Annotated in this window: 19 protein-coding genes and 1 riboswitch; of the genes, 5 read left to right on the forward strand and 14 right to left on the reverse strand. The window is 67.4% G+C overall.

Annotated features, from left to right (window positions below; genetic code table 11):
* Together petB and BLR51_RS07930 are read left to right on the forward strand one after the other, a co-directional pair.
* The gene (gene petB, locus BLR51_RS07925; protein WP_089845735.1) at positions 1–1341 is read left to right on the forward strand and encodes a cytochrome b; all 1341 of its coding nucleotides are present in this window, start codon (positions 1–3) and stop codon (positions 1339–1341) included.
* Positions 1342–1359: 18 nt separating this feature from the next.
* Positions 1360–2148, forward strand: coding sequence for a cytochrome c1 (locus BLR51_RS07930; RefSeq protein WP_089845737.1), 789 nt, complete (start codon positions 1360–1362; stop codon positions 2146–2148).
* A 78-nt stretch (positions 2149–2226) separates the two neighbouring features.
* Here BLR51_RS07930 and BLR51_RS07935 read toward each other — a convergent pair whose 3' ends face one another.
* Genes BLR51_RS07935 through thiB form a run of 3 tightly spaced genes read right to left on the reverse strand, consistent with a single transcriptional unit; the run spans position 2227 to position 5424 of the window.
* Positions 2227–2940, reverse strand: a complete 714-nt coding sequence (locus BLR51_RS07935; RefSeq protein WP_089845739.1) for a thiamine ABC transporter ATP-binding protein — start codon at positions 2938–2940, stop codon at positions 2227–2229.
* Positions 2927–4468, reverse strand: a complete 1542-nt coding sequence (locus BLR51_RS07940) for an ABC transporter permease family protein (RefSeq protein ID WP_089845740.1) — start codon at positions 4466–4468, stop codon at positions 2927–2929. The genes BLR51_RS07935 and BLR51_RS07940 overlap by 14 nt, the downstream gene beginning before the upstream one ends.
* A complete protein-coding gene (gene thiB, locus BLR51_RS07945; protein ID WP_207543592.1) occupies positions 4444–5424 on the reverse strand; it encodes a thiamine ABC transporter substrate binding subunit in 981 nt (326 codons plus the stop codon). The genes BLR51_RS07940 and thiB overlap by 25 nt, the downstream gene beginning before the upstream one ends.
* 37 nt (positions 5425–5461) lie before the next feature.
* Positions 5462–5565: riboswitch (TPP riboswitch) on the reverse strand.
* Between the two features lie 92 nt (positions 5566–5657).
* On the opposite strand from thiB, the gene aroC reads away from it, so the two are divergent.
* Complete coding sequence (aroC, locus tag BLR51_RS07950) at positions 5658–6758, forward strand: chorismate synthase (protein WP_089845746.1); 1101 nt, start codon at positions 5658–5660, stop codon at positions 6756–6758.
* A gap of 34 nt (positions 6759–6792) precedes the next feature.
* On the opposite strand, the gene BLR51_RS07955 is transcribed toward aroC, so the two are convergent.
* The 5 genes from BLR51_RS07955 to BLR51_RS07975 all read right to left on the reverse strand — a co-directional run bounded on the left by BLR51_RS07955 (position 6793) and on the right by BLR51_RS07975 (position 12798).
* Positions 6793–8667 carry a methyl-accepting chemotaxis protein gene (locus BLR51_RS07955; protein WP_089845748.1) on the reverse strand — a complete coding sequence of 625 codons (1875 nt, stop codon included), beginning with the start codon at positions 8665–8667 and terminating at the stop codon, positions 6793–6795.
* A 168-nt stretch (positions 8668–8835) separates the two neighbouring features.
* Positions 8836–9948, reverse strand: coding sequence for a site-specific DNA-methyltransferase (locus tag BLR51_RS07960; protein ID WP_089845750.1), 1113 nt, complete (start codon positions 9946–9948; stop codon positions 8836–8838).
* 92 nt (positions 9949–10040) lie between these two features.
* Positions 10041–10670: a ribonuclease HII gene (gene rnhB / locus BLR51_RS07965; protein WP_089846099.1), complete on the reverse strand. Its 630-nt coding sequence runs from the start codon at positions 10668–10670 to the stop codon at positions 10041–10043.
* Positions 10671–10783: 113 nt separating this feature from the next.
* A complete protein-coding gene (gene groL, locus BLR51_RS07970; RefSeq protein ID WP_089845752.1) occupies positions 10784–12427 on the reverse strand; it encodes a chaperonin GroEL in 1644 nt (547 codons plus the stop codon).
* A gap of 77 nt (positions 12428–12504) precedes the next feature.
* Positions 12505–12798, reverse strand: coding sequence for a co-chaperone GroES (locus tag BLR51_RS07975; protein ID WP_089845754.1), 294 nt, complete (start codon positions 12796–12798; stop codon positions 12505–12507).
* Between the two features lie 335 nt (positions 12799–13133).
* On the opposite strand from BLR51_RS07975, the gene BLR51_RS07980 reads away from it, so the two are divergent.
* A complete protein-coding gene (locus tag BLR51_RS07980) occupies positions 13134–14048 on the forward strand; it encodes a DMT family transporter (protein WP_242656682.1) in 915 nt (304 codons plus the stop codon).
* On the opposite strand, the gene BLR51_RS07985 is transcribed toward BLR51_RS07980, so the two are convergent.
* Positions 14045–14710 (reverse strand): DUF2161 domain-containing phosphodiesterase, encoded by a 666-nt coding sequence (locus tag BLR51_RS07985; RefSeq protein ID WP_089845756.1) that lies wholly within the window; start codon positions 14708–14710, stop codon positions 14045–14047. The genes BLR51_RS07980 and BLR51_RS07985 overlap by 4 nt on opposite strands.
* A 68-nt stretch (positions 14711–14778) precedes the next feature.
* Here BLR51_RS07985 and BLR51_RS07990 point away from each other — a divergent pair, with 68 nt between their 5' ends.
* Positions 14779–15768, forward strand: a complete 990-nt coding sequence (locus BLR51_RS07990; RefSeq protein ID WP_089845758.1) for a TraB/GumN family protein — start codon at positions 14779–14781, stop codon at positions 15766–15768.
* Positions 15769–15778: 10 nt separating this feature from the next.
* Here the strand turns inward: BLR51_RS07990 and BLR51_RS07995 are convergent, their stop codons facing one another.
* From BLR51_RS07995 to dut, 5 genes are all read right to left on the reverse strand, one after another.
* Positions 15779–17800 (reverse strand): M3 family metallopeptidase, encoded by a 2022-nt coding sequence (locus tag BLR51_RS07995; protein ID WP_089845759.1) that lies wholly within the window; start codon positions 17798–17800, stop codon positions 15779–15781.
* A 125-nt stretch (positions 17801–17925) separates the two neighbouring features.
* Complete coding sequence (locus BLR51_RS08000; protein ID WP_089845762.1) at positions 17926–18708, reverse strand: amino acid ABC transporter permease; 783 nt, start codon at positions 18706–18708, stop codon at positions 17926–17928.
* 10 nt (positions 18709–18718) lie between these two features.
* A complete protein-coding gene (locus BLR51_RS08005; protein WP_089845764.1) occupies positions 18719–19501 on the reverse strand; it encodes a transporter substrate-binding domain-containing protein in 783 nt (260 codons plus the stop codon).
* A gap of 45 nt (positions 19502–19546) precedes the next feature.
* Positions 19547–20605: a HesA/MoeB/ThiF family protein gene (locus tag BLR51_RS08010; protein ID WP_089845766.1), complete on the reverse strand. Its 1059-nt coding sequence runs from the start codon at positions 20603–20605 to the stop codon at positions 19547–19549.
* Positions 20605–21060 (reverse strand): dUTP diphosphatase, encoded by a 456-nt coding sequence (gene dut / locus BLR51_RS08015; RefSeq protein ID WP_089845768.1) that lies wholly within the window; start codon positions 21058–21060, stop codon positions 20605–20607. The genes BLR51_RS08010 and dut overlap by 1 nt, the downstream gene beginning before the upstream one ends.
* Position 21061: the final 1 nt, after the last annotated feature.

The following is a 21061-nucleotide window of genomic DNA, read 5'->3' on the forward strand; positions in this document are numbered from 1 at the left end:
ATGTCCGGTATTCCGCACGACCACTACGAACCGAAGACAGGCGGAGAGCGCTGGGTGCACAAGCGCCTGCCGATCCTTGGTCTGCTTTACGACACCATCATGATCCCCACCCCCAAGAACCTCAACTGGATGTGGATCTGGGGCATCGTCCTGACCTTCTGCCTTGCCCTGCAGATCATCACCGGCATCGTGCTGGTGATGCACTACACGCCGCATGTGGATCTGGCCTTTGCCAGCGTCGAGCACATCATGCGCAACGTGAACGGCGGCTACATGCTGCGCTACCTGCACGCCAACGGCGCCTCGCTGTTCTTCGTGGCGGTGTATCTGCACATCTTCCGCGGGCTCTATTACGGCTCCTATAAGTCCCCGCGTGAAATCACGTGGATCATCGGCATGCTGATCTATCTGGCGATGATGGGCACCGCCTTCATGGGCTACGTGCTGCCCTGGGGCCAGATGTCCTTCTGGGGCGCCACCGTGATCACCGGCCTGTTCGGCGCCATCCCGTTCATCGGCGAGCCGATCCAGACCTGGCTTCTGGGCGGACCGGCGGTGGACAATGCCACGCTGAACCGCTTCTTCTCGCTGCATTACCTGCTGCCCTTCGTCATCGCGGCGCTGGTGGCGGTGCATATCTGGGCCTTCCACACCACCGGCAACAACAACCCCACCGGGGTTGAGGTGCGCCGCACCTCCAAGGCGGATGCCGCCAAGGACACCGTGCCGTTCTGGCCCTATTTCGTGATCAAGGACCTGTTCGCGCTGGCGGTGATCCTTGCGGTCTTCTTCGCCATCGTCGGCTTCATGCCCAACTATCTGGGCCACCCCGACAACTATCTGGAAGCGAACCCGCTTTCGACACCCGCGCATATCGTGCCGGAATGGTATTTCCTGCCCTTCTACGCGATCCTGCGCGCCTTCACCTCCGAAGTCTGGGTGGTGCAGATCGCCTCCTTCGTCACCGGCGGCATCGTCGACGCGAAGTTCTTCGGCGTGCTGGCCATGTTTGGCGCCATCATCGCCATGGCGCTGGCGCCGTGGCTCGACACCTCCTCGGTGCGCTCGGGCCGCTATCGCCCGATGTTCAAGTGGTGGTTCGGCCTGCTGGTCATCGACTTCATCGCGCTGATGTGGCTGGGCGCCATGCCCGCCGAAGAGCCCTATGCCAGCTTCTCGCTGATCGCTTCGGCGTACTGGTTCGGCTATTTCTTCGTGATCCTGCCGCTGCTTGGCGTGATCGAGAAGCCGCTGCCGCAGCCCGCGACCATCGAGGAAGACTTCGATGCCCATTATTCGAAGACCGGTGGCACCAAGACCGCCGTGTCGCCGGCCGAGTAAGTGAAAGGACAAGCCACAATGTTCCGGAAAATTGCCCTTTCCGCCGCCACGGCCCTCAGCCTTGTCACCGGCAGCGCCTTTGCTGCCGGTGAGGGCGGCCATGTGACGGACTATGCCTTCTCCTTCGAAGGGCCCTTCGGCGCCTATGATCAGGCCCAGCTGCAGCGCGGCCTGCAGGTCTTCACCGAGGTCTGCTCCGCCTGTCACGGTCTGAAATACGTGCCGCTGCGCAGCCTCTCCGAAGACGGCGGCCCCGCCATGCCCGAGGATCAGGTCCGCGCCTATGCGGCGCAGACCTTCACCGTCTATGACCCCGAGCTGGACGAAGACCGGCCCGCGATCCCGACCGACCACTTCCCGGAGAACAACGGCGTCGGCGCGCCCGACCTGTCGCTGATGGCCAAGGCACGCGCGGGCTTCCACGGCCCCTATGGCACCGGCCTGTCGCAGCTGTTCAACGGCATGGGCGGGGCGGAATACATCGCCTCGCTGCTCACCCATTACACCGGTGAGGAAAAGGTCGAAGCGGGCACCACGTTCTACGAAAACACCGCCTTCCCCGGCGGCTGGATCGCCATGGCCCCGCCGCTGGCGGGCGAGGACGTGGAATATGCCGATGGCCATTCCAACGAACTGCACCACGAGGCGCAGGACGTCGCGGCCTTCCTGATGTGGACGGCGGAACCGAAGATGATGGCGCGCAAGCAGGCGGGCTTTGTCGGCGTGGTCTTCCTGACCCTGCTGGCCGTGCTGCTGTATCTGACCAACAAGCGGATCTGGCGCAACGTCAAGTACAAGAACGACTGACACGCCCGCCCCACCGGGCTGAAGGTCCAGGCCCCGCCGCAAGGCGGGGCTTTTTCTTTGCGCGGCGTCGGGCGCGCCTTATTCGGTGCCGGAGCCAGTCCCGAGATAGGCGCGCAGCGCGGGCGGCGGATCGGCAAACAGCGCCTCCGTCGCCACGGGCGGATGCGCGCGCCCTTCGGCCACCAGCACCGTCGCCTGCGCAAAGCGGCGGGCATCCTCGGGATCATGGCTCACCAGCAGCACCAGCGCGCCCAGATCCTCCGCCACCTCGCGCAGCAGATCGAGCATCTGCGCCTTCAGCGCCGGACCCAGTGCGGCGAAGGGTTCGTCCAGCGCCAGAATGGGCCGGGCCTGCAGCAGCACCCGCGCCAAGGCCGCGCGGCTTTGCTGCCCGCCCGACAGCGCGCCGGGGCGCCGCGCCTCCATCCCCTCCAGCCCGACGCGGGCCAGTGCGGCGAGCACCCGCTCGCGCTCCGGTCCCCGCAGCCGCCTGCCATCGGGCCGCAGCGCAAGGCCAAGGTTCCGCATCAGGTCGAGATGCGGGAAGAGGTTGTTTTCCTGAAACAGCAGCGCCACCGGGCGCCGGTCGGGCGGGGCGGCGGTGATGTCCTGCCCCTGCCAGAGCACCCGTCCCGCCTGCGGCGTCCGGAACCCGGCGATCAGGTCCAGCAGCGTGGACTTGCCCGCCCCCGATGGCCCCACCACCGCCACCCGCGCGCCGGGATCCAGCGCCAGATCGGCCTGCAGGGTAAAATCGGCTTCGGTGAAGCTCAGCCCCTCAAGCGTCAGCACCCATCCGCCCTCCCCTGTCGAACAGCCAGAACGCTCCGAAACTCAGCACCAAGAGCAGCAGCGCCGCCCCCGTCGCCGCGTCCATCTGATAGGATCCCATCAGCCGGTAGACCTGCAGCGGCAGCGTCGCGCGATCGGGATTGGCGAAAAGCGCAATCACCCCCAGATCGCCGATGGACAGCGCGGCGGTCAGCCCGGCAGCAAAGCCCAAGGGACGGCGCAGACGCGGCAGCAGCACCAGCCGCAGCCATGCCAGCGGCGTCAGCCCCAGCGCCTGCGCCAGCCGCCCGTAATCCTGCCGGGCCGCCTGCGCCTGCGGGCGCAGGATGCGCAGCGCAAAGGGCAGCGCCATCAGCGCATTGACCAGCGTGGTGACCGGCAGCGCAAGGCTCAGCGGGTTGACCAGCGGCTGCAGGATCAGGAACAGCCCCGTGCCCAGCACCAGCGGCGAGACGGCGATGCCCGCCAGCCCCACCACCTCGCCCCAGCGGCTGGCCAGCGCCAGCGCCCAGATCAGGCACAGCAGGGTGGAGGCCAGCGCCACGCTCAGCGAATGGCTGGCCGCCTGCCAGATGCCCGCATCCAGCAGCAGCAGGCCGGGCAGCCCGCGCGCGGCCACCAGCGCCAGCGGCAGCAGCAGGAACAGCGCGGCAAGCCCGATCCACAGCGCGTCCAGCCCCCGCGACCAGCCGCCCCGCGCATCCCAGCGCGGCAGCACCCGGTCGAGCCCGGCGCCAAACCCCGCCCCTGCCCCCAGCCGCAGCGCCACCAGCCCCGCCGCCAGCGCAAGCCCAAGCTGGACCACCGACAGCAGCGCAGCGCGGCCCAGATCAAAATCGAAGCGCACCGCCTGATAGATCGCCAGTTCCACCGTGGTCGCCCGCGGGCCGCCACCCAGCGTCAGTGCCACGGCAAAGCTCGACAGACAGATCACGAAGATCACCGCAAAGGCGCCGGGGGCGATGCGCGTCAGCATCGGCGCCTCCAGCGTGCGGAACAGCGCCCAAGGGCTCAGCCCCAGCGAGGCGGCAAGCCGGAACCGCTCTGCCGGGATGGCGTGCCAGCCCTGCAGCAGCAGCCGTGTCGCCAAGGGCAGGTTGAAGAACACATGCGCCAGCACCACGCCATGCAGCCCGTAAATGCTGAGCGTGGGCAGGCCTGCGGCGCGCAGCGCGCCGTTCAGCACGCCGTTCTGGCCGAACACCGCCACCAGCCCCAGCACCGCCACCAGCGTCGGCAGGATGAACGGCGCCCCCAGCAGCGCCACCAGCAGGCCGCGCCCGGCAAAACGCCGCCGCGCCAGCGCCCGCGCCAGCGGAACCGCCAGCACGGTGCTGACGGCCGCCGACAGCAGCGCCTGCCAGAGCGTGAAGCGCAGCGCCTGCCAGTCGCCGGGGCCGAGCCGCCCCCAGTCGCCCGCGCGCCACAGCACCGCCGCCACCGGCCCCAGCACCAGCCCTGCCACCGCCAGTGCCGCCACTGCGGCAGGCAGGGCGCGCAGGCTCACTGCGACAGCGCCCGCCGCCACGCCTCGATCGACTCGTCGCGCAGCGCCGCCGCCTCGTCTTCGGAATAGAACAGCACGGTCTCGGGCAGGTCCAGCTCGCGGAAGCCTTCGGGCCAGCTCTCGCGCGGCAGCGCCGCCGGGAAGGACCAGTTGCCGGTGGCGATCATCTCCTGAAACTCGGGCGTCAGCAGAAACTCCATGAACTGCTGCGCAAGCTCCGGCTGGTCGGTGGAGGCGACCTTCGCCGCCAACTCCACCATCAGGTAGTGACCTTCGGGAAAGATCGCGGCCTTCTTGCTGCGGTCATCCTCGGCGATGATGTGATAGGCGGGGCTGGTGGTGTAGCTCAGCACCATATCCGCCTCGCCCTCGGTGAACAGGCCATAGCTTTCGGACCAGCCCCGGGTCACGGTCAGGATCTTGGGCGCAAGCTTCGCCCATGCCGCCTCGGCCTCCTCGCCGAACACCGCCTGCACCCAGAGCACCAGCGCCAGACCAGAGATGGAACTGCGCGGATCCTGAAGGACGATCTTCAGGTCATCCGGCGCGTCCAGCAGCGCCTGAAAGCTCTGCGGCGGTTCCGCCAGCCGGTCACTGTTGTAGACAAAGGCGGTGTGGCCGTAATTATAGGGCAGGAACGTGTCGTCCTGCCAGTCGATCGGCAGGGTCAGCGGCGCCAGATCGACGCCATGCGGCGCGAACAGGCCCGATTCCCGCGCCTGTTTCGTCACGTCGGTGTTCAGTCCAAAGACCACATCGGCCTCGGTCCGTGCGCCTTCCAGCAGCAGCCGGGGCAGCAGGTCGCCGGGACGGAACTGCAGGTCGCAGTTGCAGCGCGCCTCGAACATCTCTTCGATCCGGGGGCCGGGCCCCCATTCCGAAACGATGTAATCGCCCGCATAGACGGTCAGAACAGCGTCCTGCGCCAGAGCGGAACTGGCGGCCAGACATCCCGCGGCAAAGGTGATGGCCTTCATGGCATCCTCCATACTTGCGGCGAGAGGGCAAGACGGGCCAAGGGGCCGGAACCTTCCCTCCGCCGGTGTCAACCGGATCAGGTTCAACGGGTTCGCGTCGCGCATCTCAGCCGGTTCGATCCGGCACCCCGAGGTAGCGCCAGACCTAGCTCTGCGCCCCGGCTCTGGCAAGGTGAAATCCCTTGAGCGGCAGGCAGCGCTGCCCTAGGAGGGGCCGCAAAGGAGACCCGCCCATGAGCCTCAACACCTTCGGCCATCTCTTCCGCGTCACCACCTGGGGCGAAAGCCACGGGCCGGCGCTTGGCGCCACCGTGGACGGCTGCCCGCCGGGCATCGCCGTGGACGAGGCGGCGCTGCAGCGCTGGCTGGATCTGCGCAAGCCGGGACAGAACCGCTTTACCACGCAGCGGCGCGAACCCGACGCGGTGCGCATCCTGTCGGGCGTGTTCGACGGGCGGACCACCGGCACCCCGGTGCAGCTGATGATCGAAAACACCGACCAGCGGTCCAAGGATTATTCGGAGATCGCCGAGAAATTCCGCCCCGGCCATGCCGACATCACCTATTTCCAGAAATACGGCCTGCGCGACTATCGCGGCGGTGGCCGGTCCTCGGCGCGGGAAACCGCCGCGCGGGTGGCGGCGGGCGGTCTGGCCCGGGCGGTGCTGGCGCAGCTTATGCCGGGGCTGACGATCCGGGGTGCCATGGTGCAGATGGGGCCGCGCGGCATTGACCGCGCCCGGTATGACGCCGAGGAGATCGCCCGCAACCCGTTCTGGTGCCCCGATGCGCAGGCGGCGGCAGACTGGGCCGAGTATCTGGACGGGCTGCGCAAATCCGGCGAAAGCGTCGGCGCCGTCATCGAGGTGGTGGCAGAGGGCCTGCCCGCCGGTCTGGGTGCGCCGATCTATGGCAAGCTCGACACCGAACTGGCGGCGGCGATGATGTCGATCAACGCGGTCAAGGGCGTGGAGATCGGCGACGGCATGGCTGCCGCCGCGCTGACCGGCACCGAGAATGCCGACGAGATCTTCATGGGCCCCGATGGTCCGGTCTATGGCTCCAACCATGCGGGCGGCATTCTGGGCGGCATCTCCACCGGGCAGGAGGTGGTGGTGCGCTTTGCCGTCAAGCCGACCTCGTCGATCCTGACGCCGCGGCGGACCATCACCCGCGACGGCACCGAGACGGAGATCGTGACCAAAGGCCGCCACGATCCCTGCGTGGGCATCCGCGCCGTGCCGGTGGGCGAAGCGATGATGGCCTGCGTGCTGCTGGATCATCTGCTTCTGCATCGCGGTCAGGTGGGTGATGCGGGCGGGCAGATCGGCTGACCCGTCGCCGCGCCAGTTCCTGAGCCGCAGCGGCTCAGAACTCCTGCCATGAGACGCCGCCCCCCATAGCGGCGCGGATGGGCTGCGCCACGACGGGTTGCGACGGGGCTGCCGGGGCAAAGCTGCTTGGCGGGGCGGAGACCGGCACCACATCGGCCAGATCCGCCCCCTCTTCGCCCACGAAGCGGCTCAGCTGCGCGCTCAGCCGCTGCGCCTCGCTGTTAAGCTGCTGGCTGGCGGAACTGGTCTCGCCGACCATGGCGGCGTTCTGCTGGGTCACTTTGTCCAGCTCTGCCACGCCCACGTTGATTTCCTGAAGCCCGGCAGCCTGCTCCCGCGCGGCGGTGGCGATCTCGGCGACCATCTCGGACACTTCGTTCACGCTCTGCACGATATCGGCCAGCGAGGCGCCGGTCTGCTCCACCAGCTGCCCGCCATCGCGCACCTGCTGCGAGCTGTTGGAGACCAGCGCCTTGATCTCGCGCGCCGATTCCGAGGCCCGCTGCGCCAGCGACCGCACTTCGGAGGCCACGACGGAAAAGCCCTTGCCGCTTTCCCCGGCCCGCGCCGCCTCGACCCCGGCATTCAGCGCCAGAAGGTTGGTCTGGAAGGCGATGTCGTCGATCACGCCGATGATCTGGGTGATCTGCTCTGACGAGCCCGCGATGGAGCTCATGGCGGCCAGCGCCCGCTCCATCACCAGCCCGCCCTCTTCGGCCCTGCGGCGGCCATCGGACACCCGGCGATCCGCCTCTTCGGCCCGCTCCGCCGCCGCCTTGACGCTGGAGGACAGCTCTTCAAGTGCGGCGGCGGATTCTTCCAGCGTGGCCGCCTGCACCTCGGAGCGGCGCGACATTTCGATCGACATGGTGGACAGCTCCTGCGAGTTGCGCTGCACCATCAGCGCCGAGTCCCGCAGCGAGGCGATCAGATCGCCGATCTTGCCGGCCAGAGCATTGTAATCGTTGCAGAGCGAGACATAGCTTTCGCCAATGTCGCGCCAGTCTTCTGCGGTCATGCGGTGACCAAGCTCGCCCTGCGCCATCGCGCCCATGGCATCCCCCAGCGCCTCGAACAGTGCGATGCGGCGCTCGTTGGTCACCCGCTCCTTCTCGGCCACGGCTTCCGAATGCTGCAGCTTGTCGCGCAGCGCCTCGAGGCTGCGGGCGATGGCTCCGGCCTCGTCGCGGCGCAGCACGCCGTCGATGCGCGCGGAATATTCGCCATCGGCAATCCGCTCCACCGCGCCGGCGACCGAAAGATAGGGCCGTGACAGCACCCGCCCAAAAAACAGCGCGCCAAGCAGCGAGGCAAGCACGGCGCTGCCATTGGTGACCACAAGGATCCAGACACCCGTCTCCGCCGCCCTGACCGAGTCCTGTTCTTCGGCGACCATCAGCACATCCAGCCGGTCGCGGATCCTGCCGATGGCCGCGGTGACATCCTCCAGCGCCGGCAGCACCACGGTGGTCATCTGCAGCTCGCGCTGTTCCACAGAAATGCCGGGGGCGCCGAGCAGATCAAGAGACGGCAGCATCAGCCTTGCCTGCTCCGCCACGGCCTCGAGCTGCGGCAGGAATTCCGGTCGGCTCGATTCAGGGCGTTCGGTATCGGTAAACACCTTCGTGCCCTCGGCCACCAGACCGCCGACGCCCTGCAAAACCTCGCGCGCGTCGACCAGCCCTTCGGCATTGCCATGATCAAATTCCAGCAGATGGGTGGCAGCACTGTCCACCGTCATCTGCAACCGCAGCAGATACTGGCTTTGATGGATGACATCACGGCTGAATCCGATGCGGTTGGTCATGCCCGCCTGCACGATCCAGGACGTGACCGCCACGCCCAGAGTGAGGAGCATGAACACCGATCCAAGGATCAGCAATTGGTAGCGGATGGAAAGCCTGCTCATCATCGGTCCCTTGACAGCTCGACCGGCGCTGCTTGCGCCCTGCGCTGTTGGTATCAGAGCCGGGTAAACAAAGGCTTTGAGACTGCCGGAGCATTTGCGGCACCGCAAAGAAAATCCCCGCCCGCCGACCGGCAGACGGGGATGGCCCTGCGGCAGCCTGCGCAGCGATCAGTTCGGGCGGTCGGCCAGTTCGGCGCGGATCTGCTGGCGCAGCACGTCGATCGGCACCGTCTTGCCGTCGCGCTTGAAATGCCAGTAGGTCCAGCCGTTGCAGGAGGGAGCCCCCTCCAGATGGGCGCCGACCTGATGGATCGAACCCTTCACATCCTCGCCGATCAGCGTGCCGTCGGCGCGCACCTTGGCAAGCTTGCCCGTGGCCGAAACCAGCATTTCGCCGGGCCGCAGCATGCCGCGTTCGACCACCTGCCCGAAGGGAATGCGCGGCTCTGCCCGCTTGGAGCTGGACACCTCCAGCGCGGCGCGGTCCAGCGGCCGGACATCGGCGATGCGCCGCTCCGCCACCTCGATATAGGCGGGTTCGCGTTCGATGCCGATCCAGTCGCGGCCCAGCATCTTGGCCACGGCGCCGGTGGTGCCGGTGCCAAAAAACGGATCCAGCACCACATCGCCGGGATTGGTCGAGCCGACCAGCACCCGGTGCAAGAGCGACATGGGCTTCTGCGTGGGATGGGCCTTGTCGCCCTGCGCGTCCTTCAGCCGCTCGCCGCCATTGCAGATCGGCAGCACCCAGTCCGACCGCATCTGGATGCCCTCGTTCAGCGCCTTCAGCGCCTCGTAATTGAAGGTGTATTTCGACCCTTCGGATTTGGACGCCCAGATCATCGTCTCATGCGCGTTGGTGAACCGCTTGCCCCGGAAATTCGGCATCGGGTTCGACTTGCGCCAGACCACGTCGTTAAGGATCCAGTAGCCTTCGTCCTGCAGCGCGGTGCCGACGCGGAAGATGTTGTGATAGGATCCGATCACCCAGAGCGCGCCATTGGGTTTCAGCAGCCGCCGCGCGGCCTTGAGCCATGCGCGGGTGAAGGCGTCATAGACCGAAAAGCTGGAAAACTGGTCCCAGTGATCGTCCACCGCATCGACGCGCGAATTGTCGGGGCGGTGCAGATCTCCCTTCAACTGAAGGTTGTAAGGCGGGTCCGCGAAGATCAGATCGACCGACGCTTCCGGCAGCGCATTCATCGCCTCGATGCAGTCGCCGCGCAGGATCGTGTTGAGGGGAAGCGCCGCAGCACCCTTGATCTTGGTCATCGTCGTCATTCTCTGCCTCTGGTCCCGCGGCGCGTCGGCGCGCTCTGTGGCTGGCTGCGAAGATGAGTCAAAGGTGATTCGGGGTCAATTTGTTTTTTGAATCAAACCCTTGAGATTTCGACTTGATACAAGATGTTGTGGATAGGTCGGAAAGATCTTCTATGGTGGGGCGTTATGCCCAGATTTTGCAGGGCCTGCATGTGGATTTTGGACCCATAGCCCGCGTTGGTTTCCCAGCCATAGCCCGGATGGTGTTGCGCCAAATCCCGCATCAGCGCGTCGCGGTGGATCTTGGCCACCACCGAGGCGGCGGCGATGCTGACCGAACGGGCGTCGCCGCCGATCACCGCCGTGCCCGGACAGGGCAGCGGATGGGGCAGCCGGTTGCCATCGACCAGCAGATGGCCCGGTGCCACGGGCAGCGCCGCGACCGCCCGGCGCATGGCCAGCAGACTCGCCTGCAGGATGTTCAGCCTGTCGATTTCCTCGACCGTCGCCACGCCCAGCCCGACCCCCGCCACCGCGCGGATCACGGGCTCCAGCGCCTCGCGGCGCTTCTGGCTCAGCTTCTTTGAATCGTTCAGCCCCTCGGGGATGCGGGCGATGTCCAGCACCACGGCAGCGGCCACCACCGGCCCTGCCAGCGGGCCACGGCCCACCTCGTCCACCCCGGCGACAAGGGTGCCCCGCGCCCAGTGCGGCGCCTCGAATGTCGAATCCGGTCCGGTCATGCGCCGTTTCAACCGCAGCGCGGCGGCCATGGCAAGGGCCCGGAACGCAACACGGGGGGCCAGTGGCCCCCCGTGCGTCTTAGCCTTGCGGCAGACAGTCCCGAAGGGCTGTCTTACATCATGCCGCCCATGCCGCCCATGTCGGGCATGCCGCCGCCAGCGTTGCCGCCGTCTTTCTGGGGCTTGTCGGCCACCATCGCTTCGGTGGTCACCAGCAGGCCAGCGATCGAGGCTGCGTCTTCCAGCGCGGTGCGCACGACCTTTGCGGGGTCGATCACGCCGAACTTGAACATGTCGCCATATTCGTCGGTCTGGGCGTTGTAGCCGAAGCGCAGATCGGTCGACTCGCGGACCTTGCCTGCCACGACGGAACCGTCGACACCGGCGTTTTCGGCGATCTGACGCAGCGGAGCTTCCAGAGCCTTGCGCACGATGGCGATCCCGGCGTTCTGGTCGCTGTTGGCGCCAGTGAGGCCTTCAAGCGCCTTGGCACCCTGCACCAGAGCGACGCCGCCGCCGACCACGATGCCTTCCTGAACGGCAGCGCGGGTCGCGTTCAGCGCGTCGTCGACGCGGTCCTTACGCTCTTTCACTTCCACTTCGGTCATGCCGCCGACGCGGATGACAGCCACACCGCCAGCCAGCTTGGCCACGCGTTCCTGCAGCTTCTCGCGGTCGTAATCGCTGGTGGTCTCTTCGATCTGGGTGCGGATCTGGGACACACGCGCTTCGATCTCGGCTTTCTCGCCGGCACCGTCCACGATGGTGGTGTTGTCCTTGGTGATCGACACTTTCTTGGCACGGCCCAGCATGTCGATGGTGACATTCTCAAGCTTCATGCCCAGATCTTCGGAGATCACCTGACCGCCGGTCAGGATCGCGATGTCCTGCAGCATGGCCTTGCGACGGTCACCGAAGCCCGGTGCCTTCACGGCGGCGATCTTCAGGCCGCCACGCAGCTTGTTGACCACGAGGGTCGCCAGCGCTTCGCCTTCGACGTCTTCGGCGATGATCAGCAGCGGCTTCTGCGACTGGATCACCGACTCGAGCAGCGGCACCATCGGCTGCAGCGACGAGAGCTTCTTCTCGTGCAGCAGGATCATGCAGTCATCCAGCTCGGCGATCATCTTGTCGGCGTTGGTCACGAAATACGGCGACAGGTAGCCGCGGTCGAACTGCATGCCTTCGACGACATCGGTCTCGGTCTCGAGGCCTTTGTTCTCTTCGACGGTGATGACACCCTCGTTGCCGACCTTCTGCATCGCATCAGCGATCTGACGGCCAATTTCGGCCTCGCCGTTTGCGGAGATGGTGCCGACCTGAGCAACTTCGTCCGAATTCTCGACCTTGCGCGAGGCGGATTTGATGTGATCGACGACCTTGGAGGTCGCGAGATCAATGCCGCGCTTGAGATCCATCGGGTTCATGCCGGCGGCAACCGCCTTCATGCCTTCGCGGACGATGGCCTGCGCCAGAACCGTCGCGGTGGTGGTGCCGTCGCCAGCTTCGTCATTGGTGCGGGAAGCAACTTCCTTCACCATCTGGGCGCCCATGTTCTCGAACTTGTCTTCCAGTTCGATTTCCTTGGCGACCGACACACCGTCCTTGGTGATGCGGGGCGCACCGAAGGATTTGTCGAGCACGACGTTACGGCCTTTGGGGCCCAGCGTGACCTTCACCGCGTCGGCGAGGATGTTCACGCCCTTGAGCATGCGCGAGCGGGCGTCGGTGCTGAACTTCACGTCTTTAGCAGACATATGCGAGTTCTCCTGAATAAGGGTTTGATATCAGACGGACGGAGGCGCGGATCGCCCCCGGGAGCGGTCAGCCGGGATCAGGCGGCCTCGGTGATGCCGAGGATGTCCGATTCCTTCATGATGAGCAGCTCTTGCCCGTCGATCGTCACTTCGGTGCCCGACCATTTGCCGAACAGGATGCGGTCGCCAGCCTTCACGGCCATCGCGATCAGTTCGCCGCTGTCCTTGCGTGCGCCTTCGCCGCAAGCCACGACCACACCTTCGGCGGGCTTCTCTTTTGCGCTGTCGGGGATGATCAGACCGCCCTTGGTCTTGTCGTCACCTTCGACACGGCGGACCAGCACGCGGTCATGAAGCGGTTTGAATGCCATCTTCGAGGCTCTCCTAGCTCAAAGTTTGTCCCTTGGGCGCCTCGGGGAGGCGCCGTTAGCACTCATAGGGGTCGAGTGCTAACGAGGCATAGCTAGGCAGCAGAGCGAGTCGTGTCAACATGAGCTTCGCGAAATTTTTAAGACGCAGGGCCGCCGTCCTGCCCTGTCATATGGGCATCCGGACCCGCCTCTGCCATGGCCGCCCCGCACCCCCGGGCCTTGAATTCTGGCCGAAAATCCGGGTTTTTCCGCGAAAGGCGGTTTTATGCCCGTGCAAAGGGTCAGGAAACCTGATCCTTTGGACCCACCCCAGCATCGGGAATCGGAACCCCCTCATGGCCTTGCCCGTCACGCCGCTTTCGGCGCGCCCGCTTTCGTCCTCCAATACGCCCGACAATCCGCGCGGCCTGCTGTTCATGGCGCTGGGGTTCTTTGCCTTCGGCATCACCGACCTGCTGGCCAAGCTGCTGTCGCAGGAATTGCCGGCGGTGCAGGTGGTCTGGCTGCGGCAGTCGGGGCTGTTCGTCGGCGTCATGGTGCTGCTGGCGCTGCGCGGCAGCCATATCCTGCGCACGCCGCATCCGGTGCTGCAGATGCTGCGCGGCGCCATCGCGCTGGGATCCGCCTTCTGCTTCATCATGGCGCTGCGGTTCGTGCCGCTGGCCGATGCCACCGCCGTCACCTTCATGGCGCCGTTCATCGTCACCGTCATCGGCGCGCTCGTGCTGAAGGAGCCGGTGGGCCCGCGCCGCTGGGCCGCCGTGGCCGCCGGATTCATGGGCATGCTGGTGGTGATCCGGCCCGGCATGGGCGTGTTTCACCCCGCCATAGGCTTTGCGGTGCTGGCCGCCCTGCTGTTTTCCAGCCGCCAGATCCTGTCGCGGATGCTCAGCGGCCATGACAGCATCGCCACCACCGTAACCTATACCTCGATCACCTCTACCCTGCTCTGTTCGGTGCCGCTGGCCTTTGTCTGGGTGACCCCCGCAAGCGGCACGCTGGTGCTGCTGGCGCTCGCCATGGCGGTCTGCGCGGCGCTGGGGGAATTCCTGCTGATCCGCGGGCTCGACATCGGTCAGGCCACGGTGCTGGCCCCCGTGCAGTACAGCATGATCGTCTGGAGCACGATCTACGGCTTTCTGGTCTTTGCCGACCTGCCGGATCTGTGGACCTTCATCGGCTGCGGCATCATCATCGCCTCGGGGCTTTACACGCTCTACCGCGAGCGGGTGAACCAGCGGCGCAGCTAGTCCTCCCAGCTGTCGGCCCAATGCACCAGCCCGGCCCGCCCGGCCTCTGTCAGCGCATAGACCCCCAGCGACACGCGCGCGAACCAGCCATAATGGTTGTCGGCCATCAGCCGCGTCGCGGTCTTCACCCCCGTTGCCGCCGCCACGTCGCGCCCGCGCGCGGGCCCCTGTTCGGCCAGATGCGCGGCGCAGCGCAGCGCGTCCTGCCGATAGCCGGTGACCAGCCCGTGCCGGGTGGCGCCGCCCGCATTGGGATCGCCGCTGAGCCGGTGAAAGGCGCGCAGCAGCGCCGCCTGCCCCTTGGCGTTGCGGCGCGGCGCATAGGGGCCGGGATCGCACAGCACCTCGGCCCGGCCCTCGCGCACCACGATGAACCCCAGCCCCAGCCTGCGGCACAGCGTCAGCGTGTCGCGCAGCACCCGGCGGGCGCTGCGGCCCTCGGGGCGGGGCACGGCAATATAGACATGCTCGGTCAGCCGCAGCCGCGCCACCGCCTGATGGAACAGCGCCAGCGACAGGCGCAGCTTCAGCTCAACCACCAGCGGCGGCTCGTCGCCGCGCAGCGCCACCAGATCGGCAGCCCCCACCTCGCCCTTGACCTCATAGCCCTGCCGGGTCAGCAGCGCCTTGACCGGCGCGTAAAGATCGCTTTCCCGCTGCATGTCTGCTCCCTTGCCGCCAGATTGCGCCTGTCCTACCCTCTGCGTCACCCCCTGACAAAGGAAGCCAGATGCCGCGTCCCGCCTTCGCCCTGCTGCTTGCCCTCGCCCTGCCCTCCGCCGCTGCCGCGCAATGCCATGGCACTGATCTGCGCGCCAGCCTGACCGCAGAGGAACAGGCCGAACAGCAGGCGGCGCTGGACGGTCTGCCCTATGCCACCGGCAATCACTGGCTGGCCGAGAAGGACGGCGAGGTGATCCACCTGATCGGCACGATCCATCTGGGCGATGCGCGGCTTGATCCGGTGGTGGCGCGGCTGGCCCCGGTGATCGAGGCGGCGGGGCTGCTGCTGCTGGAGGCGGATACCGCAGCCAAGACCCGGCTGGAGCAGCGCATGGCCACCGAACCCGGCCTGCTGACCCTGACCGGCGCCACCCTGCCCGAGGTGCTGCCCGAGGCCGACTGGCAGCGTCTGGCCGAAGCCGCGCGCAGCCGCGGCATTCCCGCCGTCATGGCGGCGAAGTTCCAGCCATGGATGCTGTCGATGCTGTTGGCCACCCCGGCCTGCGCGATGGATCTGCTGCAGGCGGATGGCGGGCTTGACGCGCAGCTGCAGGATCTGGCCGATACGGCAGAGGTGCCCACCCGCGCGCTGGAACCGGTGGACACGATCTTCAACGTGTTCAACGCCGAACCGCTGGAGGTGCAGGCGCAGATGCTGGTGGCGAGCCTCCCCGATCAGGACACCGGCGCCGACCAGATCGTCACCACCATCAACGCCTATTTCGACGAGGCCAATGCCGAAGCCTGGACCCTGTCGCGCGTCATCGCCCAACGCGGCGCCACGGACAGCGCAGCCCTTGATGCCGCCTTCGACGCGATGGAGACGCAGCTGCTGACCAACCGCAACCGCGCATGGATTCCGGTGATCCTGCAAGCTGCGGCGACAACCGAGGCACCCGTGGTCGCGGCTTTTGGCGCCGCACATCTTTTCGGCGAGGACGGCGTGGCAAACCTGCTGGCGGCAGAGGGGTACAGCCTCCGCCGCCTGCCGTTCTGAGGCGCCCCGCTCAGGCGGCGAGCCCGCGGCCTTTCAGCAGCGCCTCGACGCCCGGCATCCGGCCCCGGAACCGGGTATACAGCGCCTCCGCCTCCTCGGATCCGCCCTTGGACAGGATGAACTCCTCTAGCCGCGCCGCCATTTCGGGATCAAAGGCGCCCCCCGCCTCCTGAAAGGCGGCGAAGGCGTCGGCATCCATCACCTCGGACCACATGTAGCTGTAATAGCCCGCCGAATAGCCGTCCCCGGCAAAGACATGGGCGAAATGCGGCGTGGCATGGCGCATGGCGATGGCCTCGGGCATGCCCAGACCGGCAAGGATCTCGGCCTGCCGCGCCATGGGATCCGCCGGGGCCGGGCCGCTGTGAAACTCCAGATCGACCAGCGCCGAGCCGATATATTCCACCGTCTGGAAGCCCATGTCGAAACTCGCCGCCGCCAGCACCTTGTCAAGCAGCGCGCGCGGCATCGGGGCCCCGGTTGCGGCATGGGTGGCATAGGTTTCCAGCACCTCCGGCACCTCCAGCCAGTGCTCGTAAAGCTGGCTCGGCAGTTCGACAAAATCCCGCGCCACCGACGTGCCGGAGATCGAGGCAAACTCCACATCCGACAGCATCTGGTGCAGCGCATGGCCGAATTCGTGAAACAGCGTGCGCGCGTCGTCATAAGACAGCAGCGCGGGCTTGCCCGACGGGGGCTTGGCGAAATTGCAGATATTGAGAACGACAGGCGCGCGGGTCTCGGGGCGCTTGGCCTGCACCTGCATGGCCGAACACCACGCGCCGGAGCGTTTGGAGGCGCGGGCGAAATAATCGCCGATGAACACCGCCACATGCCGCCCCTGCCGCGTCACCTCCCACGCGCGGCAGTCGGGATGGTAAAGCGGCACGTCCAGCGGCCGGAATTCCAGCCCGAACAGCCGTGTCGAACAGGCAAAGGCCGCCTCGATCATGCGGTCAAGCTGCAGATAGGGCTTCAGCTCCGCCTCATCCAGATCATGCAGCGCCTGCCGCCGCTTCTCCGCGTAATAGCGCCAGTCCCAAGGCCGGAACGCGTCGTTAAGACCCTCGGCGCGCAGCATCTCCTCCATCTGCGCCTGATCGCGCAGCGCCGCATCGCGCGCGGGTTCCCAGACCTGCCGCAGCAGATCGCGCACCCGGTCCGGGCTGCCCGCCATCTCCGTCTCCAGCTTGAAGGCGGCAAAATCGGCATAACCCAGCAGGGCGGCCCGCTCCTCGCGCAGGCGCAGGATCTCGGCGGCAATGGCGCGGTTGTCGGTCTCGCCGCCGTTTTCGCCGCGCGCGGTCCAGGCCCGCCACGCCGCCTCGCGCAGATCGCGCCGCGGCGAGAACTGCAGGAACGGCACGATCAGCGAGCGCGACAGCGTCACCACCGGCCCCGACCGCCCCAATGCGGCCCCCGCCGCGCGGGCGGCATCCACCACAAATTCCGGCAGCCCTTCCAGATCGCCTTCCGCCAGCGGCAGAACCCAGGCCGCTTCGTCTTTCAGCAGGTTCTGGGTGAACTGCGTGCCCAGCACCGCCAGCCGCGACTTCACCTCCTTCATGCGCGCAGCCTCGGCCCCGCTCAGCGCCGCCCCCGCCCGCACGAACCCGCGATGCGTCAGCATCAGCACCCGCGCCTCCTCGGGCGACAGATCCAGCGCGTCGCGCCGCTCCCACAGATCGCGCACCCGCGCAAACAGCGCGGCATTGGCATAGATCGCGGAACTATGCGCGGCGAGCTTCGGCGAAAACTCCCGCTGCAGCGCCTGCCGCGCCTCGTTGCTGTCCGATCCCGCCACGGTGAAAAACACCGACAGCACCTGATCCAGCGCGCGCCCCGCCCCCTCCATCGCCTCGATGGTATTGGCAAAGCTCGCAGGCGCTGCGGCCCCGGCGATTGCCTCGATCTCGGCCAGATGCGCCGCCAGCGCCTCCTCCAGCGCGGGGGCAAAATCCTCGTCGGAAATGGCGTCGAAAGGCGCCAGCCCGAACGGCGTCTCCCATGTGGCCAGCAGCGGATTGGTCATGAACACTCTCCTTTTGCCGGAAAGCTAATCCCGCGCGCCGCCCCCCGCAATGCCCCGCGCCCTGTGGTTTCCATTGGCCCCAAATATCCCCGCCGGAGGCTCCAGCGCCGCCACGGGCAAAGGGGTCAGGGCCGCGCGCGCAGCCGCGCCTCAAGCCGGCGCAGCAGCAGCGACAGGCCGATGGTCAGCGTCAGATAGATCAGCGCCACCACGTTATAGGTCTCGAAATAGCGGAAATTCCCCGCCGCCGTGACCTTGCCCAGTTGCGTCACGTCCAGCACCCCCAGCACCGACACCAGCGAGCTGTCCTTGACCATGGCGACAAAATCATTCCCCAGCGGCGGCAGGATGGTGCGCAGCGCCTGCGGCAGCACGATCAGCCGGAACCGCTGCCAGTCCGACAGGCCAAGCGCCTGCGCCGCCTCGATCTGGCCCTCGGGCACCGACAGCAGCCCCGCCCGGAACACCTCCGCCAGAAAGGCGGCATAGCCCAGCGTCAGCGCCAGCACCGCGCGCCACAGCAGCGGAAAATCCCGCACCCGCGCGGGATCAAGCCCCAGATGCCCCGCGATCCAGTTCCAGCCCGCCACCAGCGCGGGCGCCAGCACGAAGGCCACGTACAGCAGCAGCACGAGGATCGGCAGGCCGCGCAGGATCTCGGTGTAGAACCGCGCCACCTGCCGCAGCAGCAGCGAGCGCGACAGCGACATCAGCGCCAGCGCCAGCCCCAGCACCGAGGCCGCGGCGAAGCTGACCAGCGTCACCCCCACCGTCACCTGCACCCCGCGCAGCAGCGTCGCCAGCACCTGCCGCTGCTCGGCCTCGGCCAGCACGGAGGCGAAGGCCAGCGCCCCCAGCCCGCCCGCGACCAGCAGCCACCACGGGAAATCCTGCTCCGGGGTCTTCACGCCTGCCCGCTCACTCGCCCATCTTGTAGTCGAGGAACCACTTGGTGTTCAGCGCCTCCAGCGTGCCATCCGCCTGCAGCGCCGCGATGGCGGCATCGACGGGCGCCACCAGTTCCGATCCCTTGGGGAAGATGAAGCCGAAATCCTCGGCGCCCAGCTTGTCGCCCACGATCTTCAGCGCCCCGTCCGTGGCCGCGACATAGCCCGCCCCCGCCGTGCCATCGGTCAGCACCAGATCGACATCGCCGGTGCGCAGCGCCTGCACGCTGGCGCCGAACGTGTCGAACAGGGCGATGCGCGGGTTGGTCTCGTCGCCGTCCAGCACCTCGTAGACGCCGACATAAAACGGCGTGGTGCCGGGCTGTGCGCCCATCAGCAGGTCGGGATCGGCGGCGAAAGAGGCGGCATCGTCAAACCGCGCCTCGTCACCCCGCACCAGCATGACCATTTCCGACCGCATGTAGGGGGCGGAAAAATCCACCATCTCCGCCCGGTCCTCGCGGATGGTGATGCCGGTCATGCCCATGTCCATCTGGCCCTCGCTGACGGCGGGGATCATCGCGTCCCATGCGATGGTTTCATAGACCACGGTCATGTTCAGCCGCGCCGCGATCTCGGCCAGCGCGTCATATTCCCAGCCAACCGGCGTGCCGCTGGCGGGATCGACAAACTGCAGCGGCGGATAGGCGTTTTCGGTGGCCACCACCACCTCGCGCCCCTGCAGGTCGGGCAGATCCTGCGCGGCAAGCGGGGCGGCGGCAAGGCAGAACAGGGCGGCAAGTCGGGCGATCATCACTCATCTCTCCGGAATAGGGTCAGGCGGCAGTATGGCGCGCGGTCAGGGCTTGGCAAGATCGGGCGCAGCAGCACCGCAGACCGGGCAATCGGCACGGCGGTGCAGCCGGATCTTGCGGGTCTCGCCCCAAAGCGCGTCGTAAATCAGCATCTCGCCGCGCAGCGGCTGGCCCGCGCTCGCGATCAGCTTGACCGCCTCCACCGCCATCATCGCGCCGACCACGCCCGGCAAGGGCCCCAGCACCCCCGCTTCGGCACAGCTTGGCGCCAGCCCCGGTGCCGGGGCTTCGGGAAACAGGCACTGATAGCAGGGGGCGCCGCGCGCGGGATCAAACACCGACAGCTGCCCCTCCCACTGGCTGAGCGCGCCGGAGACCAGCGGCAGACGCGCGGCCACCGCAGCGCGGTTGACCAGATAGCGCGTGGTGAAATTGTCGGTCCCGTCCAGCACCAGATCATAGTCGGCGAAAAGCTCCGGCGCGATCTCCTCGGTCAGGCGGCGGTGATAGGGGCGCACGGTCACATGCGGGTTCTGCGCCAGCATCGCCGCCTGCGCGGAAAACACCTTTGGCATGCCGATGCGCGCATCGGTATGGATCACCTGCCGCTGCAGGTTGGCGTTTTCCACCACATCGCCGTCGATCACGCCAATGGTGCCCACGCCCGCCGCCGCCAGATATTGCAGCGCGGGCGCGCCAAGCCCGCCCGCGCCCACCACCAGCACCCGCGCCGCGCGCAGCTTTTTCTGTCCCGGCCCGCCCAGTTCGCGCAGCACGATATGGCGGGCGTAGCGGTCCAGTTCGCTGTCGGACATGCGGGCGGAGACGGGGGCGGGATCCACCTGCGGCTGCGCCCGGGCGCGCAGCTTGCCCAGCCCCAGCCTATAGACCAGCACCAGCACCGCAAAGCCCCCCAGCAGCAGCCACAGCGCGGCACTGCCGCCCGTCGCCGCGCGCAGGCCATGCCCCTCTGGCAGCGCCACATGGATCATCAGCACCGCGACATAAAGCAGCCCCAGCAGATAAAGCCGCGCGCTGCGCGAGGCGCCCATCAGGCGCCCCAGACCCCAGATCGCCGCCGCCAGCGCCAGAACCAGCAGCATCAGCGCCGCCCGGTGGAGCCAAAGCCCCCGACGCCGCGCAGCGTCTCGTCCAGGTCTTCGACCACCTGCAGCGCCGCCTGCACCACCGGGGCCACCACCATCTGCGCGATGCGGTCGCCATGCGCGATGGTAAAGGGCTCGGATCCGGCATTCATCACGATCACCCCCAAGGGTCCGCGATAGTCGCTGTCGATGGTGCCCGGCGTGTTGGGCAGGGTGATGCCATGTTTCAGCGCAAGGCCGGAGCGCGGGCGCAGCTGCACCTCGTAGCCTGCGGGGATCGCCAGCCGCAGCCCGGTGGGCACCAGCGCGCGGGCGCCGGGCTGCAGCGTGATCTCGCCCCGGTCGGGCAGGTTGGCGCGCAGATCGGCGCCCGCCGCCCCGCCCGTCGCATAGCCCGGCAGCCCCAGCGCGCGGTCAGCGCCCTCGTCCCACATCACCTTGATCGTGACCATA

The sequence above is a fragment of the Salipiger marinus genome (genome assembly GCF_900100085.1).
GTDB lineage: Bacteria > Pseudomonadota > Alphaproteobacteria > Rhodobacterales > Rhodobacteraceae > Salipiger > Salipiger marinus.